The sequence below is a fragment of the Pseudarthrobacter sp. genome (assembly GCF_036675385.1).
In the GTDB taxonomy this organism is placed as follows: domain Bacteria; phylum Actinomycetota; class Actinomycetes; order Actinomycetales; family Micrococcaceae; genus Arthrobacter.
Genome location: NZ_JAKFFD010000022.1, coordinates 16,452 through 32,158 on the forward strand (window position 1 = coordinate 16,452; position 15,707 = coordinate 32,158).

Genomic DNA, 15,707 nt, shown 5'->3' on the forward strand with positions numbered 1-15,707 from the left:
CGGCCACAGCTGCGACCTGCTTGAGTGGTTTCATCGTTAGGATGGGGCGGTGACTGAACCCCAAACGCCGGACGCCGCCCCATCAACGGGGTCGGTCAAAAAGCACGGCCGCGACGGCAAATCCAACGCCACCATCTACGACATCGCCAAGAGGGCCGGCGTCAACGCGTCCACGGTTTCGCGGGCGCTCAGCAAACCGGGCAGGGTCAGCTCCAAAACACAAAAGCTCATCGAGGATGCGGCCGCCGAGCTGAACTACCAGGTCAATCCGTTCGCGCGCGCGCTTCCCACGGGCAAGACCAATACGTTCGGCCTCATCGTCGCGGACATTACCAACCCCACCTTCTTTGACATCATCCGCGGCGCCGAGACCACTGCAACCAGCCGGGACTACACCCTGGTGCTCGCCGAGTCGGCGGAGTCCTCGGCAACTGAACTGACTGCCGCCCGGCGGCTCATGGCCACCGTGGACGGCCTTATCCTGGCGAGCCCGCGCATGGACGATGACAACATCCGCGCCCTGGCCCAAGACAAACCCGTGGTGGTCATCAACCGCGAGGTGGAGGGCGTGCCGTGCGTGGTGCCGGACGTCAACAAGGGGATCAGCGAGGCGGTCCGCAGCCTGGCCGCCAACGGCCACACGAAGGTTGCCTATGTGGCGGGGCCCCCGGAATCCTGGATGTCCGAACGCCGGTGGGAGGGTGTGCAGGCGGCTTGCGACTGGTCCCGGCTCGAGGCAGTGCGGCTCGAATCCTCCAAACCAACGGTCGACGGCGGCCGGAAGACTGCGCGTGATGTCCGCGCCAGCGGCGCCACCGCGGTCCTGACGTACAACGACCTGCTGGCCATCGGGCTCATGCAGGAGCTTCAGGCTGCCGGCGTGGTGGTGCCCGACCACATCAGCATCATCGGCTTTGATGACATTTTCGGCGCGGATTTCACGACGCCACCGCTTACCACCGTGCGGTCGCCGCTGGGGGAGTGCGGCGAGGCAGCCGCCAAGCGCCTGCTGGACTTTCTTCACGGAAGCGGGGAACAGTCCGGCACCTTGAGCGTCGAGACTGAGCTGGTGCTGCGCGGGTCCAGCGGTAGGATCCTGCCCGCGAAGTGAGTCCGGGCAGGGCCCATTCCATCGTTTGGCAAATCATGGCAACCGGTTGACAAAACTCGGCGCCCGGCAGATTATTGATCTATGTCACAGTCGATTGCTGCCAACCCAGACAGGCTCCTGCCCGCCGACCCAGGAACGCGCAGCATTGCGCGGGACCTCCTGGCGCGCGTGCAGGACCTCCCCATCATCTCCCCGCATGGCCACGTTGACGCCGCCGTCATCGAGCACAACACCCCGTTCCCTGACCCGGCAGCGCTGCTCGTCAGTCCGGACCACTACGTCACGCGCCTGATTCATGCCAACGGCGCGTCCCTGGACAAGCTGCGGGCCGGCGGTCCCACGGCGCCCGAGTCACGCGAAATCTGGCGCACGTTCGTGGAGGCCTGGCCGCTCTTCGAGGGCACGGCCTCCGGCTACTGGTTGCGCCATCAGTTCGACAGTGTCTTCAACCTGGGCGCAGACCTGGGCGAGATGTCCGCCGATGCCAGCTATGACGCCATCGCCGCCAAGCTCGTGGAGCCCGGTTTCCGACCCCGCCAGCTTTTCAAGGACTTCAACATCGAGGTCCTGGCCACCACGGACGATCCCCTGGACACCCTCGCCAGCCACAAGACAATCGCCGAGGACTCCACCTTCAACGGCCGCGTCCTGCCGACGTTCCGCCCGGACGCCTACCTTAATATCGCGCACCCCACCTGGAGCGCCAACGTTGACCGCCTGGTTGAAACCGCCGGTGACGGCGCCAGCGGTTACGCGGGCTACATTACGGCGCTGGAAAACCGCCGCCGCTACTTCGTGGAGCACGGCGCGGTCTCGGCGGACCATGGTGTGGCCACCCCGGCAACGCTCAAGCTGGACCGCGCCGAGGCCGAGCGGATCTTCGAGATCGCCCGGGCCGGCAAGGCCACGGCCGAGGACCGCAACACGTTCGAAGCCCACATGATGTACCAGATGGGCCGCATGTCGGTGGAGGACGGCCTGGTCATGACCATCCACCCGGGCTCCTTCCGGAACCACCACACGCCCACGTTCGAGGCCTTCGGCGCCGATACGGGCCACGACATCCCGGTCGCCACCAACTACACCGAGGCCATCCGGCCGCTGCTGCAGGACTTCGGCACGGCCAAGGACTTCCACCTGGTGCTGTTCACCCTGGACGAGACCGTTTTCTCCCGCGAACTCGCACCGCTGGCCGGCTTCTACCCGTCCGTCTACCTGGGCGCACCCTGGTGGTTCCTGGACGCCCCGGATGCCATGCTCCGCTTCCGCTCCGCCGTGACCGAAACGGCCGGGTTCTCCCGTTCCTCCGGTTTCATCGATGACACCAGGGCCTTCTGCTCCATCCCCGCCCGCCACGACGCGTCCCGCCGGATCGAAGCCTCCTTCCTGGCCCGCCTCGTGGCCGAGCACCGTGTCAGCGAAGACCGCGCCCACGAAATCATCGTGGACACCGTCGATTCCTCCCCGCGAAGGGTTTTCAAACTGTGAGTATCGAACAGGCCGACGCCACAGGCAAGGCTGTGGAATCCCTTCCGCAGCTGAACCGGAGCACGCACGCCGCCGCCAAACCGCCGGTGCGGATCGTCCACCTCGGACTTGGTGCGTTCCACCGCTCGCACCAGGCCTGGTACACCAGCCAGGCCAGCGACGCCGCGGAGTGGGGCATCGCGGCTTTCACCGGCCGGCGCCCGGACGCTGCCCTGGCCCTTGCCGAGCAGGACGGCCTCTTCACGCTCGTGGAGCGCGCTGACAGCGGCGACTCGTTCGCCGTCGTCGGCAGCATCGTTGAAGCCGTGGACGGCGCGGATGTAAAACGGCTCGCAGAGCTCGTTTCGGCGCCGGCCACCGCGGTGGTCACCCTGACGGTCACCGAAGCGGCGTACCGGCTCGGTGCCGACGGACAGCTGGACACTACGGCGTCCGACGTCGCCGGCGACCTTGCGCTGCTGGCTTCCGGCAGCGGAAACCCGACGACGCCGCTGGGCCGCCTCGTGTTCGCGCTCGCCGCGCGCCGTGCTGCCGGCGCCGGGCCGCTCGCCGTTGTGTGCTGCGACAACCTCGCCAACAACGGCCTGGTGGCCCGCAACGCCGTGGCGGGTCTGGCGCAGGCCTGGGACGCGGAGCTCGCTGCCTGGGTCGATGAAAACGTCAGCTTTGTCAGCACGTCCGTGGACCGCATCACGCCGCGCACCACGGAAGCGGACATCGCCGCCGTCGAGGCCGCCTGCGGCTACCGCGACAACTCGCCAGTAGTGGCTGAGCCCTTCGCCAACTGGGTGCTCAGCGGCGACTTCCCGGCCGGCCGTCCGCGCTGGGAGGATGCCGGTGCGGTCTTCGTTGACCACATCGAGCCCTACGAGAACCGCAAGCTGTGGCTCTTGAACGGCGCCCATTCCCTGCTGGCCTACGCCGGCCAGCTCCGCGGACACACCACGGTGGCGCAGGCCCTCGCGGACCCGCAGTGCCTGACCGCCGTCGAAAGCTTCTGGGACGAAGCCGAGGCGAACCTGTCCGGTGCCGCGGCCGGTGGCGCGGACCTGCAGATCCCGGCGTACCGCGCTGCCCTCCTGGCCCGCTTCAGCAATGCGCGAATTGCCCACCACCTGGCCCAGATTGCCATGGACGGGAGCACCAAGCTGCGCATGCGGGCCGTGCCCGTCCTCCTGGCCGAACGCGCCCAGGGCAGGTCCGGTGCCGCCGCGGCACTGATGATCGCGGCCTGGATTGACTTCAGCGCGGCGGCCGGGACGTTCCACGATCCGCTGGCAACTGAAGTGGCCGCGGCCAACCAGCTGGAAGGCGCAGAGCGCGTGCGGGCGGTCCTGGCGCTGGTGGATCCAGCCGTCGCAGCGGACGACGGCGTAGTGGAACTCGTTTCGGGGATGCTCGGCACATTCCCGGCGGACGCCAGCAACGGCTGACCTATTTGCTGTACGAACTGCCCGGTCCGGGATCCCGGACCGGGCAGTTTCGTGTTTCATGAAGTTTCAACAGAAATTAATGGCAACCGCTTGCCATTCTATTGCCAAGTGACTAGGATTACAGACAACGAGAAACACACGGCGGTACGCCCGCCGGATGCGGATCCTGCCGACTCCAGCATCGCCACAGATTCATCGCTGCATAGCATTTCAATAATTTTTGGCTGGCCAACACGGCGGCAAGGGTAAAGGAGCCCAATTCATGAAAAAGCTAAACAAGCTCAGCATCATCGGCTATGGCGCCGGCGATGCAGCCAACAACCTCGCATTCACCACCGCAACCATGTTCCTGCTGGTGTACTACACGGATGTTGCCGGCATCTCCGCAGCGGCTGCCGGAACCCTGCTGCTCGTGGTCAGGCTCTTTGACGCCTTCGCTGACGTCTTCGCCGGCCGGATCGTTGACCGGACCTACAGCAAGCGCTTCGGCAAGTTCCGTCCCTTCATCATGTTCGGCTCCATCCCGCTGCTCCTCCTGAGCGTGGCAACATTCTCCGTTCCGCAGCTGGGCGAATCCGGCACACTGCTGTATGCCTACGTCACCTACGCGGCCCTCGGCCTTGCCTACAGCCTCGTGAACATTCCGTACGGCTCGCTGGCCGGCGCCATGACGCAGGATCCTGGAGAGCGCGCCAAGCTGGGTTCGGCCCGCATGGTGGGCGCCCTGCTGGTGGGCTCTTCGCTGGGCATCTTCGTTGCGCCGCTGATCAAGCCCGGTGCCGATCTCCAGTCGATGTTCACCACCATCACCCTCGTGTTTGTGGTCATCGGGGCGGCGCTGTACTTCTTCACCGCATTGACCGCCAAGGAACGCGTGCACCGAGCCGTCCCCAAGGTGACGTTCAAGCAGAGCGTGGACACACTCAAAGGCAACAAGCCCCTCCTGATGCTGTGCCTGAGCTCCTTCTTCTTCCTCTCCGGCTACCTCGCCCTGACCTCCGTGCAGCTGTACTACCTGCGCGACGTCCTGGGCCGCCTGGACCTGTACCCCGTACTGTCCATCATCCAGCTGGCGCTCACGTTCTTCCTGGCCGCCTTTATGCCCAGGCTGGTCCGTAACGTCGGGAAGAAGCGTGTCTACATCTACTCTTCCCTGGTCACTGTCGTCGGCGGTGCGATGATCTTCTTTACTCCGACCGGCCAGGTCTGGCTCGGCTTTACCGGCCTCGTGGTCAGCCTCGTGGGTGTCCTTGCGGTCAACATCGTGGTGTGGGCACTGGAAGCCGACACGGTGGAGTACGGCGAATGGCGGACCGGCGTCCGCACCGAAGGAATCACCTACGCCCTGTTCTCCTTCACCCGCAAGTCCGGCCAGGCTGTGGGCGGCGCCCTGGCGGCATACGCCCTGGCACTGGGCGGCTACAAGTCCGGTGCGGCCCAGACCGCGGACGCCCTGTTCGGCATTCAGATTGCGGCGGGCGCGATCCCTGCCGTGCTGACTATCCTTGCCGTATTAGTAATGTCCAAGTACACGCTGACCGACGCCAAGCACGCGGAGATCCTCAACGAGATCCAGGAACGCCGAACCAAAACTGTGGGCGCCGGCGAAGCCGCTGACGCGAGCACCACCACTGGCGCCGGCAGCAGCACCACCGCTGACGCCGGCACGCTGGTTGACGCCGGCAAAACTGCCGGCCACTAAGTCCCAGCACCACAAACTGACCAGAAGTCCCCGAAAGGATCTGCCGTGAAAATCATTGCCGCTGAAGTCTTCGTGACAAGCCCGTCACGTAACTTCGTGACCCTGCGCATCACTACGGACGACGGGGTCACCGGCATCGGTGACGCCACGCTGAACGGCCGCGAACTGGCTGTTGCCGCCTACCTCAAAGAGCACGTGGCCCAGCTGCTGATCGGCAAGGATCCGCACAAGATCGAGGACACCTGGCAGTTCCTGTACCGCAGCTCGTACTGGCGCCGCGGGCCGGTCACCATGGCCGCAATCGCCGCCGTGGACATGGCTCTGTGGGACATCAAGGGCAAAATGGCGAACATGCCGGTCTACCAGCTCCTGGGCGGCGCTTCACGCAACGGCCTGCGCGCTTACGGCCACGCTTCCGGCGCTGACCTCGAGTCGCTGTTCGACTCGGTCCGCGAGCACCTGGAACTGGGTTACCAGTCCATCCGCATCCAGACCGCCGTCCCCGGCATCAAGGCTGTCTACGGTGTGGCCGCGCAGGCCCAGGCCTCGGGCGAGCGCTACGACTACGAACCCGCCGGCCGTGGCGCGTTCCCGCAGGAAGAGGACTGGGACACCCGCGCCTACCTGCGCCACCTGCCCACCGTCTTTGAAGCCGTGCGCAACGAGTTCGGCCCGGAAATCCCGCTGCTGCACGACGGCCACCACCGCATGACGCCCATCCAGGCCGCCAAGCTCGGCAAGGCCCTGGAACCGTACGACCTCTTCTGGCTCGAGGACTGCACCCCGGCCGAAAACCAGGAGGGCCTGCGCCTGGTCCGCCAGCACACCACCACGCCCCTGGCCATCGGTGAAATCTTCAACACGGTGTGGGACTACCAGACCCTGATCAAGGAACAGCTGATCGACTACGTCCGCGCAGCCTCCACCCATTTCGGCGGCATCTCCCCGCTGAAGAAGGTCATGGACTTCGCCGCCCAGTACCAGATCAAGTCCGGCTTCCACGGCCCAACGGACATTTCCCCGGTGGGCTTCGCCGCGCAGCTGCACGTTGGCCTGGCCATCCATAACTACGGCATCCAGGAATACATGCAGCACTCGGACAAGACCAACGAGGTCTTCGAGCAGTCCATGACCTTCAAGGACGGCTACCTGCACCCGGGCGACAAGCCCGGCATCGGCGTCGAATTCAACGAGGAAGCCGCGGCAGCGTACCCGTACCAGCAGGCTTACCTGCCGTACAACCGCCTGGTGGACGGAACGGTGCACGACTGGTGACCGCCGCGACATCGCCCGCCCCAGCAGGAGGAGCTACAGGTCCCCGCGTCATCGTGATGGGCGTCTCCGGCTGCGGCAAGACCACCATCGGTGACCTGGTGGCCCGCGAGCTGGGCGTCCAGTTCCTCGACGGCGATTCCCTCCACCCGGTGGAGAACGTCGCCAAGATGGCGGCGGGCACTCCGCTGACCGACGAGGACCGCTGGCCGTGGCTCGCCACGGTGGGCAATGAACTGGCAGCTGCCAAGGGCGGCCTGGTTCTGGCCTGCTCGGCTCTTCGCCGCAGCTACCGCGACGCCATCCGTGCCAAGGCGCCGGATACGGTGTTCCTCCACCTGCACGGCAGCAAAGAGGTTCTCAGGGCACGGACTGAAGGCCGCTCCGGGCACTTCATGCCGCCCGCGCTGCTCGAATCCCAGCTGGCCACCCTCGAAGCGTTGGAAGCCGATGAGGCAGGCTTTGTGGTGGACATCGCCGCTCCAGTGGACCAGGTCGTGGCCGAGGCGTTGGCGGGCATCGCGGCTGCGGTGACTGCCGCCGTCGGAAGCCCCGCCCATGGTGCCACTGGCACCCCAGGGCGCCAGTTCGACGTCGACCTCCAGGCCGCGCCGTTCAACCTCGATGACGCAGCGATCACCTGGGTGAACACCACCCTGGAATCGATGACGCTTGAGGAAAAGATCGGGCAGCTCTTCATCAACCACAACAACGACTACTCCCCGGAGTACCTCGATGGCGTGCTGGAGAACTTCCACGTGGGCGGCATGCGGTACCGGCCGGGCCCCTCCGCTGCCGTCCAGGAACACATCCGGTACGCGCAGTCGAAGTCCAAGGTGCCGCTGCTGGTGGCGTCCAACCCGGAAATGGGTGGCGCCGGAAGCTGCGACGACGGCACGTTTGTGGCCACGCACCTGCAGGCAGGTTCGCACCCGGACAAGTCGATCGCGCGCCGGATGGGGCAGGTTGCCGGCGTTGAAACCGCAGCCCTGGGCTGCAACTGGGCCTTCGCCCCGATTGTGGACATCCACTACAACTGGCGGAACACGGTCATCTCCACCCGGGCCTTCGGCAACACGCCGGAGATCGTGGTGGAACGGGCCAAGGAGTACTTCGACGGGATCAGTGAATCGCCCACTGCCTGTGCCATGAAGCACTTCCCGGGCGACGGCATGGACGAGCGCGACCAGCACGTGGTCACGTCCTACAACACCCTCGGCTACGACGAGTGGAACAAGACGTACGGCCACGTGTACCGCGAAATGATCGGGCACGGCGTGCAGTCCATCATGATCGGGCACATCGGCGCGCCGGAACTTTCCCGGCACTTCCGCCCGGGCCTGGCGGACAAGGACATCCTGCCCGCCACCCTGGCCCCGGAGCTGCTCCAGGACCTGCTGCGCGGCGAGCTCGGCTTCAACGGGCTCATCCTCACGGATGCCTCGCAGATGATCGGGCTCACCCAGGCCATGAAGCGCAAGGACCTGGTTCCTGCGACCATTGCCGCCGGCTGCGACATGTTCCTGTTCTTCCGCAACGCCGACGAAGACTTCCAGTACATGCTGGACGGCTACAAGTCCGGCGTCATCACGGAGCAGCGCCTGCATGACGCCCTGCGCCGCATCCTGGCACTCAAGGCCTCGCTGGGGCTGCACCTCAAGGACCGCAACGAACTGGTTCCGCCGGTGGAAGCACTCGCTGTGATCGGCAGCGAGGCGCACCGGGCCATCGCGGCGGAGATCGCGGACAAGACCGTCACCCTGGTCAAGGACACTGCCAACAACCTGCCCATCCGGCCGGAAACGCACCAGCGGATCCGCCTGTACGGCATTTCGGGCGGCTCGGACTTCACCCGGGCGGACCCGCTGGCGTACCTGGACACGGTCAAGGACGAGCTGGAAAAAGCCGGCTTCGAGGTGCACCTGTTCAAAACCGCCGCTCAGCGCGAAGCCGCGGGGGAGACGGGCGTGAACTTCATGTCCATCATCTCCGAGGAAGCCACCGGCGACTACGCGGACAAGTACGACGCCGCGTTTGTCTTCGCGAACGTCAAGGGCTTTGCCCAGGAAGCGGCCATCCGGATCAAGTGGTCCACCCCGATGGCCGCGGAAATCCCGTGGTACGTTACCGAGGTTCCCACGGTGTTTGTGTCGCTGAACCAGCCCAACCACCTCATCGACGTGCCGATGGTCAAGACCGCCATCCACGCCCATGCGGGAACTGTGGAGGCCATCCGCGCCACGATCGAGAAGATCATGGGCAAGTCGGAGTTCCAGGGGACGTTCAACGAGAACGTGTTCTGCGATTCCTTCGACACGCGGCTCTAGGGTTATCGCTGCGGTTTTAGGCTGACGACTCGCAGATGGAATGGCGCTACGCGGATACGCGTAGCGCCGTTCCATTTCTGCGTCACAGGGCCATTTCCGCGTCCCAATCCAGGCGAGTGCGGCCACGACACGTGCGGCGTACCGTTAGTGCATGGAGCGAACGGTGTGCGCCGTTGTGGGCGGAGGGCCGGCGGGCATGATGCTGGGGCTGCTGCTGGCCCGGGCAGGCGTGAAGGTCACGGTCCTCGAAAAGCATGGCGACTTCCTGCGGGATTTCCGCGGCGACACCGTGCATGCCTCCACCATCAGGCTGATCGACGAACTGGGACTGGGCGACAGCTTCCGTCAGCTTCCGCAGAGCAGGCTGAACAACGTTGCCATCCCCATCCCGGGCGCCGGCTTGGTCACGTTCGGGGATTTCGCGTCCCTGAAGCCCCCGTACAACTACATTGCCATGATGCCGCAGTGGGACTTCCTGAACTTCCTGGCCACGGAGGCCGCGCGCGAACCCACCTTCACGCTCCTGATGCAACACGAAGCAACGTCGTTAATGTTCGACGGCGGACGTGTCGCCGGCGTCCGCTACCGCACACACGACGGCCGTGAAGGAGCACTCCTTGCGGACCTCGTGGTGGCCACTGATGGGCGCCATTCAGTGCTGCGCCGGGCCGCCGGGCTGAAGCCAACGAACTACCCCGTCCCCTTCGACACGTGGTGGTTCAGGCTTCCGCGCCATGCGTCGGAGAAGGGCGCCGTGGCGGGCATCGTCCCGGCATTCCGAGACCGGGAAGCCATGATCGCCCTGTTCCGTGACGACTATTACCAGATGGGATATCTCGGCCCCAAGGGAGAAGACGCGCGGATCCGGGCCGAGGGCGTGGAACGCTTCAGGCAGCGCGTTTCCGGACTGCGTCCTGACCTGGCTGACCGGGTGGATTCGATTCGGTCCCTGGAGGACCTGCACTGGCTGGATGTGCGGCTGGACCGGCTGCGGCGCTGGTACGTGGACGGGCTGTTGTGCATTGGCGACGCTGCCCATGCCATGTCCCCGGTGGGTGGCGTGGGCATCAACCTTGCCATCCAGGATGCGGTAGCGGCAGCGGGCCGGTTGGCGCCGGCACTGCTCCGGGGGCACGTATCCGTGCAGGATCTCGCCGGAGTGGAACGGAGGCGCAGGATGCCCACCGTGGTTGTCCAGACGGTGCAGCGCATGCTGCACCGCGCAGTGTTCGTCCCATTGTTCGCCGGAAGGAGGACGGAGCCCCCGCGGGCCCTGCTGTTTGTCGTCCGGCACGCCCCGATGGTCCGGCGGCTGATGCCGCGGCTCATCGCGTTCGGACCCCGCCCGGAACATGCACCGTCCTTCGCCCGCCCCGTTCAGCAGCAGCAAGCAGCAAAGCCGCCCGGTTTGGCGCGCCGTCACAAATCGGGGAACCACTAAACTGGACACCATGACTTCCCCTCTTGACGCTGCCGCTGCCCGTGCCCGCCTGCTGGAACTGATCAAGGAACTTGCCGTGGTCCGTGGCAAGGTAATCCTGTCCAGCGGCGCCGAGGCCGACTACTACATCGACCTGCGCCGCATCACGCTGCACCATGAGGCCTCCAAGCTGGTGGGCCAGGTCATGCTGGCGCTGACGGACGACGCCGGGATCGACTTTGAGTGCGCGGGTGGCCTGACCATGGGTGCTGACCCCGTGGGCACCGCCGTTATGCACGCTGCGGTGGACGCCGGCCGCACCGTGGACGCGTTTGTGGTCCGCAAAGCCCAGAAGTCCTATGGCATGGGCCGCCAGGTTGAAGGTCCGTCGGTTGACGGCCGCAAGGTCTTGGTGCTGGAGGATACGTCCACCACCGGCGGCTCCGCCCTCACCGCTGTTGAGGGTGTCCGGAAAGCCGGCGGCAACGTGGTGGCCGTGGCCGTCATTGTGGACCGGGACACCGGTGCCAAGGAAAAGATCGAAGCCGAGACCGGCGTGCCCTACCTGTTCGCCTTCGGCAAGGACGAGCTGGGCCTCTCCTAGCGGGTTCACGCCAGGGGTTTCACGGCCCCGGGGTTGCAGCGGCGGCTTCCGCTGTGGCTACGGTAGAGGTGTGCCGTACAGGGGGGAAGCAGATCCGCAGGAACAGCCAGGAGCTCATCAAGCCCGGCTGCTGGCCAATGCCGCCGCACTCAAGCGGTTTTCGCGCCGCGGGTTCCTGGCCGGCACGGGCGCCTCGGCCCTGCTGGCGGCGGACATGCTGGTCACCCGCCATGTCCAGGCGGAGCGGCAGGTCAACCGGATACTGCAGGTCGCGGACGACTTCGCCGACGCCTACTACCCGAACGCCAGCTGGTTCCTCTTCCCCGGCTACAAAACAAGCTGGGAAGAGGCGCTCTGGATCCTGAACGCAATGCGTGGTGCGCTGAACAAGCGCGGCCAGCTGGCCGCCGTCGGCTATTCCAACCTAGGGCTGGACATCGACGAGGTGGTGATCGCCGTCATCGAACATGTCCGGGCGAAAAAGCTGACCAAGCTTTTTTTCTACGGCCACAGCTTCGGCGGCATGGTGGCCACCCAGGTGGCCGCGCGGCTCAGGGAATTCCACGGCGTGGAGGTTGACTTCATCCTGCTGGACTCCAGCCCCTACAGCCGGAGCGACGTGCTGGACGAGAGCTGGTTCGACGGCGTGGTGTTCCTGTATGAGAGCGGCTTCCGGGTCCCGTCCGTGGTCCGTGGCAGCTACGAACTGGGGGAGCGCGTCATCCACAAGGACGAGCGGACCTGGCGGCAGATCCTGGACCAGACCATGGAGCAGCTGTCGCCGATCGCCCCGTCCAGTGTGCTCATCCAGTCCGAGTCGGCCTACATCTACCACTTCGACGGAAACCGGTTTGTGGACAAGCTCGGCGCCACGCGGATGGCGTACATCGGCAACCCGAAGGACCGCACAGTCCGGTACCAGACGGCCAAGGACGCGTGGTCGGCAGCGTTCCAACCCCACATGGTCTCCATGGACCTGCAAACGGACGGTGCCCTGCCGGCGCACGCGAGCCCGGGCTGGAATCCGCTCATCTACCGGCCCATCGTGGAGCGGCTCATGGACGACTTTTTTCCGCTGCCCCGCGGCGGCTCGAAGGTGACGGTCTTCTAGATCTGGTTCTTCAGGTCGGCCACGGAGTTCAGCACCTGGTTGGGCCGGAACGGATAGGCGGCAATGTCTTCGCGCTGCGTAATGCCGCTGAGGACCAGGACCGTGTGCAGGCCTGCCTCCATGCCGGCGATGATGTCGGTGTCCATCCGGTCCCCGATCATGGCCGTGGTCTCGGAGTGCGCATCGATCTGGTTCATGGCGGACCGGAACATCATGGGATTCGGCTTGCCCACAATGTACGGTTCCCGGCCGGTGGCCTTCGTGATGAGCGCGGCGATGGCGCCCGTCGCGGGCATCGGGCCGTCCTTGGACGGGCCGGTGGCGTCCGGGTTGGTGGCAATAAAGCGGGCCCCGGCCAGGATCAGGCGGATGGCCATGGTGATGGCCTCAAAGGAGTACGTACGGGTTTCGCCGAGCACCACATAGTCCGGGTCCTGGTCGGTGAGGATGAAGCCTGCCTCGTGCAGCGCCGTCGTCAGCCCTGCCTCGCCGATGGTGTAGGCGCGGTTCCCGGAGCCGGAACCCCGCACCTGGTCCTTGAGGAAGGTGGCCGTGGCCAGTGCGGACGTCCAGATGTTCTCCTCGGGGATCTCCAGCCCGGAGGCCCGGAGCCTGGCGGCCAGGTCGCGGGGCGTGAAGATCGAATTGTTCGTCAGCACCAGGAACCGCTTGGACGTGTCCACCCAGCGCTGGATCAGTTCGGCGGCCCCTGGGACGGCTTGGTTTTCGTGGACGAGTACGCCGTCCATGTCTGTCAGCCAGCATTCGATCTCCTGGCCGCTGCGGTAAACCGCCGGTGAACCCTGTACCTGGTCTGTTTCTGCCACGTTTACCTCCGCCGGTGATGAATGCTCCAGTGGTCCAGTCTAGTGTTGAGGGGTGAAACAAATGCCCGGAGACCCAGTCGAACCTCATCCGATTCCAGCGGAGGAGCCAGCGCCCGGGGAGGCGCCGGAGCCAAAGGCGGAGGTCGGCGTCGGGCCCTGGGACGGTGAGCTGCCCGCTGGTGACCACTGGGATCCGGAATTGCTCGCTGACGGCGACCGCCGCAACGTGGTGGACCAGTACCGCTACTGGAAGCATGACGCGATCGTGGCGGACCTCGATTCGAAGCGGCATAACTTCCACATCGCCATCGAAAACTGGCAGCACGACCTCAACATCGGCACCGTGGTGCGAACCGCCAACGCGTTCCTCGCCAAGGAAGTCCACATCATCGGACGACGCCGGTGGAACAGGCGCGGGGCGATGGTCACCGACCGTTACCAGCACGTCCGCCACCACCCCACCGTGGAGGACTTTGTGGTGTGGGCGCAGGGGGAGGGGCTCGCGATCATCGGGATCGACATCTTCCCCGACTCCGTGCCCCTGGAGACGTATGAGCTGCCCAAGGACTGCGTCCTGGTGTTCGGCCAGGAAGGGCCCGGGCTGACGCCGGAGGTCCACGAGGCGGCCCTTGCCACCCTGTCCATCGAGCAGTTCGGCTCCACCCGCTCCATCAACGCCGCCTCCGCCGCCGCGATCGCCATGCACGCCTGGATCCGCCGGCACGTTTTCAGCCAGCCCGTCTGACCCGCTGCAGGCGCGGCTGGCCCCGGCGCTTAATCCGAGACGAAACTATCGATAATCTTCGCGAATCCCTAGGTCCACAAGTTACCCGCCAGTAGCATGTGGCTGGATCACACTCACTGGCGAGTGTGGCACTGACTGGAGGTTCAATGAAGCATCCTTCTGTACGCGTCTGTTCGGCCGTTGTTTTGGCAGCGATTCTCACCTTCGGTTGTGGCGCGGTAGCCCAAGCCGCTCCGGCACCTTTCCTTACACCGGCGACGACGGTCAACCCGCTTGACTTCTACAGCACCCCCGCCTCGCTTCCGGCCAACAACGGCGACCTGGTCCGGACCGAGCCGTCTGTCTTCTATGTCGATCCTCTCAAGACCATCCGGGCCCAGGCCTCCGTGCAGCGCATCATGTACCGGTCAGTGAACAGTTCCGGAGCGCCTGTCGCCGTGACCGGCACAGTGCTGGTGCCGTACGCGGCCTGGACCGGGTCCGGCCCGCGTCCGCTGGTCAGCTACGCCGCCGGAACCCAGGGGCAGGGGGACCAATGCGCACCGTCCCGGGCCATGGCTACCGGCGAGGAATACGAGGGGATCTTCATTGCCGGGCTGCTGGCGCGGGGCTACTCCGTAGCGGTGACCGACTATGAGGGTCTCGGCACGGCCGGCAGCCACACCTACATGGCGCGCGAATCGCAGGCACACGCCGTCCTCGACGCCGCCCGTGCCGCCCAGCGGTTGGGGAGCCCTCAGATCGTCCCCGGCGGCCCGGTGGCGCTGGCCGGCTACTCCCAAGGCGGCGGCGCCTCTGCAGCCGCCGTCGAGCTTGCACCCCAATACGCTCCGGAATTGAACCTTAAGGGCGCGTACGCGGGGGCGGTCCCCGCTGACCTTCCCGCCGTCGGACGAAACCTCGACGGCGGCCTGTACACCGGGTTCCTGCTCTACGCGGTGACGGGCATGGGCGCCGCCGGCGGACTGGACCTGAGCCCCCACCTCAACGCCGCAGGGCGGGCGAAGCTGGCGGCGACAGACAACGAATGCACTTTGCAGTCGCTCGCCTCAAGCGGCTTCCTGAACACCGCGCAGCTCACGGTTTCGGGGCAGAAGCTGAGCTCGCTGCTGGAGCTTCCCGAGCTAGAAACCGTCGTTGCCGCACAGACGATCGGCAACGGCCGGGCGCCGCAGGTCCCCGTACTGCTCTCGCACAGCGTCCTCGATGACGTCATCCCCTACGACCAAGGCAGGCAGCTGGCCAAGCGCTGGTGCGCCGCCGGATCGTCGGTGTATTTCGATGTCACGGCCGGGGCCACCCACATCGGCGGCTACGCGGCCGCCATCCCGCAGGCGTTCATCTTCCTGGAGCGCCGCTTCTCAAACCGGTCCGCAGTGAGCAACTGCTGGCTGTACGGCTAAGTGTTACCGGCCCGCGTGACCCGAAACACTGCCCCTGCACAGAAATGGCTAGGATGGTTGCTAGCCGTAAGAGGTCTACTCTCCAGGGTCACAACCCATAGACGAAAACTCAGCATAGGAGTCACCATGCCCATTGCAACCCCAGAGATCTACTCCGAGATGATCGACCGTGCCAAGGCCGGAGGCTATGCATTCCCGGCCGTCAACGTCACCTCCTCGCAGACGCTGAACGCCGCACTGCGCGGCTTCGCCGAGGCTGAGTCC

General features: G+C 65.7%; 13 protein-coding genes. 12 read left to right on the forward strand and 1 reads right to left on the reverse strand.

Annotated elements, in window-relative coordinates; genetic code table 11:
* Nucleotides 1-49: 49 nt before the first annotated feature.
* The 9 genes from V6M49_RS02020 to V6M49_RS02060 all read left to right on the forward strand — a co-directional run bounded on the left by V6M49_RS02020 (nt 50) and on the right by V6M49_RS02060 (nt 12,468).
* Complete coding sequence (locus V6M49_RS02020) at nt 50-1,111, forward strand: LacI family DNA-binding transcriptional regulator (protein ID WP_332759766.1); 1,062 nt, start codon at nt 50-52, stop codon at nt 1,109-1,111.
* 81 nt (nt 1,112-1,192) lie between these two features.
* On the forward strand, nt 1,193-2,599 hold the full coding sequence (gene uxaC / locus V6M49_RS02025) for a glucuronate isomerase (protein WP_332759767.1): 1,407 nt from the start codon (nt 1,193-1,195) through the stop codon (nt 2,597-2,599).
* The gene (locus tag V6M49_RS02030; protein WP_332759769.1) at nt 2,596-4,032 is read left to right on the forward strand and encodes a mannitol dehydrogenase family protein; all 1,437 of its coding nucleotides are present in this window, start codon (nt 2,596-2,598) and stop codon (nt 4,030-4,032) included. The genes uxaC and V6M49_RS02030 overlap by 4 nt, the downstream gene beginning before the upstream one ends.
* Nucleotides 4,033-4,294: 262 nt before the next feature.
* Nucleotides 4,295-5,734 (forward strand): glucuronide transporter, encoded by a 1,440-nt coding sequence (uidB, locus tag V6M49_RS02035; RefSeq protein WP_332759770.1) that lies wholly within the window; start codon nt 4,295-4,297, stop codon nt 5,732-5,734.
* Nucleotides 5,735-5,779: 45 nt separating this feature from the next.
* A complete protein-coding gene (gene manD / locus V6M49_RS02040) occupies nt 5,780-7,009 on the forward strand; it encodes a D-mannonate dehydratase ManD (RefSeq protein WP_141139318.1) in 1,230 nt (409 codons plus the stop codon).
* 56 nt (nt 7,010-7,065) lie between these two features.
* Nucleotides 7,066-9,333 (forward strand): gluconokinase, GntK/IdnK-type, encoded by a 2,268-nt coding sequence (locus V6M49_RS02045; protein ID WP_332759780.1) that lies wholly within the window; start codon nt 7,066-7,068, stop codon nt 9,331-9,333.
* 151 nt (nt 9,334-9,484) lie between these two features.
* Entirely contained in the window at nt 9,485-10,774 is a 1,290-nt protein-coding gene (locus V6M49_RS02050; protein WP_141139319.1) for an FAD-dependent oxidoreductase, read from the forward strand.
* A 10-nt stretch (nt 10,775-10,784) separates the two neighbouring features.
* Complete coding sequence (gene pyrE, locus V6M49_RS02055) at nt 10,785-11,357, forward strand: orotate phosphoribosyltransferase (RefSeq protein WP_141139320.1); 573 nt, start codon at nt 10,785-10,787, stop codon at nt 11,355-11,357.
* A gap of 70 nt (nt 11,358-11,427) precedes the next feature.
* Nucleotides 11,428-12,468: an alpha/beta fold hydrolase gene (locus V6M49_RS02060; protein ID WP_141139321.1), complete on the forward strand. Its 1,041-nt coding sequence runs from the start codon at nt 11,428-11,430 to the stop codon at nt 12,466-12,468.
* On the opposite strand, the gene V6M49_RS02065 is transcribed toward V6M49_RS02060, so the two are convergent.
* A complete protein-coding gene (locus V6M49_RS02065) occupies nt 12,465-13,295 on the reverse strand; it encodes an HAD-IIA family hydrolase (protein WP_332759772.1) in 831 nt (276 codons plus the stop codon). The genes V6M49_RS02060 and V6M49_RS02065 overlap by 4 nt on opposite strands.
* 61 nt (nt 13,296-13,356) lie before the next feature.
* Between V6M49_RS02065 and V6M49_RS02070 the strand changes: the two genes are divergently transcribed.
* From V6M49_RS02070 to V6M49_RS02080, 3 genes are all read left to right on the forward strand, one after another.
* The gene (locus V6M49_RS02070; RefSeq protein ID WP_332759773.1) at nt 13,357-14,040 is read left to right on the forward strand and encodes a TrmH family RNA methyltransferase; all 684 of its coding nucleotides are present in this window, start codon (nt 13,357-13,359) and stop codon (nt 14,038-14,040) included.
* Nucleotides 14,041-14,186: 146 nt separating this feature from the next.
* Nucleotides 14,187-15,443 carry a lipase family protein gene (locus tag V6M49_RS02075; RefSeq protein WP_332759774.1) on the forward strand — a complete coding sequence of 419 codons (1,257 nt, stop codon included), beginning with the start codon at nt 14,187-14,189 and terminating at the stop codon, nt 15,441-15,443.
* Between the two features lie 126 nt (nt 15,444-15,569).
* Nucleotides 15,570-15,707, forward strand: a 138-nt coding sequence (locus tag V6M49_RS02080) for a class II fructose-bisphosphate aldolase (RefSeq protein WP_332759782.1), incomplete at its 3' end; no start/stop codon positions are given.

Coding starts and splice junctions, on each gene's coding strand:
- uxaC (WP_332759767.1), top strand. CDS start 1,193: ATGTCACAGTCGATTGCTGCCAACCCAGACAGGCTCCTGCCCGCCGAC.
- uidB (WP_332759770.1), top strand. CDS start 4,295: ATGAAAAAGCTAAACAAGCTCAGCATCATCGGCTATGGCGCCGGCGAT.
- V6M49_RS02045 (WP_332759780.1), top strand. CDS start 7,066: ATGGGCGTCTCCGGCTGCGGCAAGACCACCATCGGTGACCTGGTGGCC.
- V6M49_RS02050 (WP_141139319.1), top strand. CDS start 9,485: ATGGAGCGAACGGTGTGCGCCGTTGTGGGCGGAGGGCCGGCGGGCATG.
- pyrE (WP_141139320.1), top strand. CDS start 10,785: ATGACTTCCCCTCTTGACGCTGCCGCTGCCCGTGCCCGCCTGCTGGAA.
- V6M49_RS02070 (WP_332759773.1), top strand. CDS start 13,357: ATGCCCGGAGACCCAGTCGAACCTCATCCGATTCCAGCGGAGGAGCCA.
- V6M49_RS02075 (WP_332759774.1), top strand. CDS start 14,187: ATGAAGCATCCTTCTGTACGCGTCTGTTCGGCCGTTGTTTTGGCAGCG.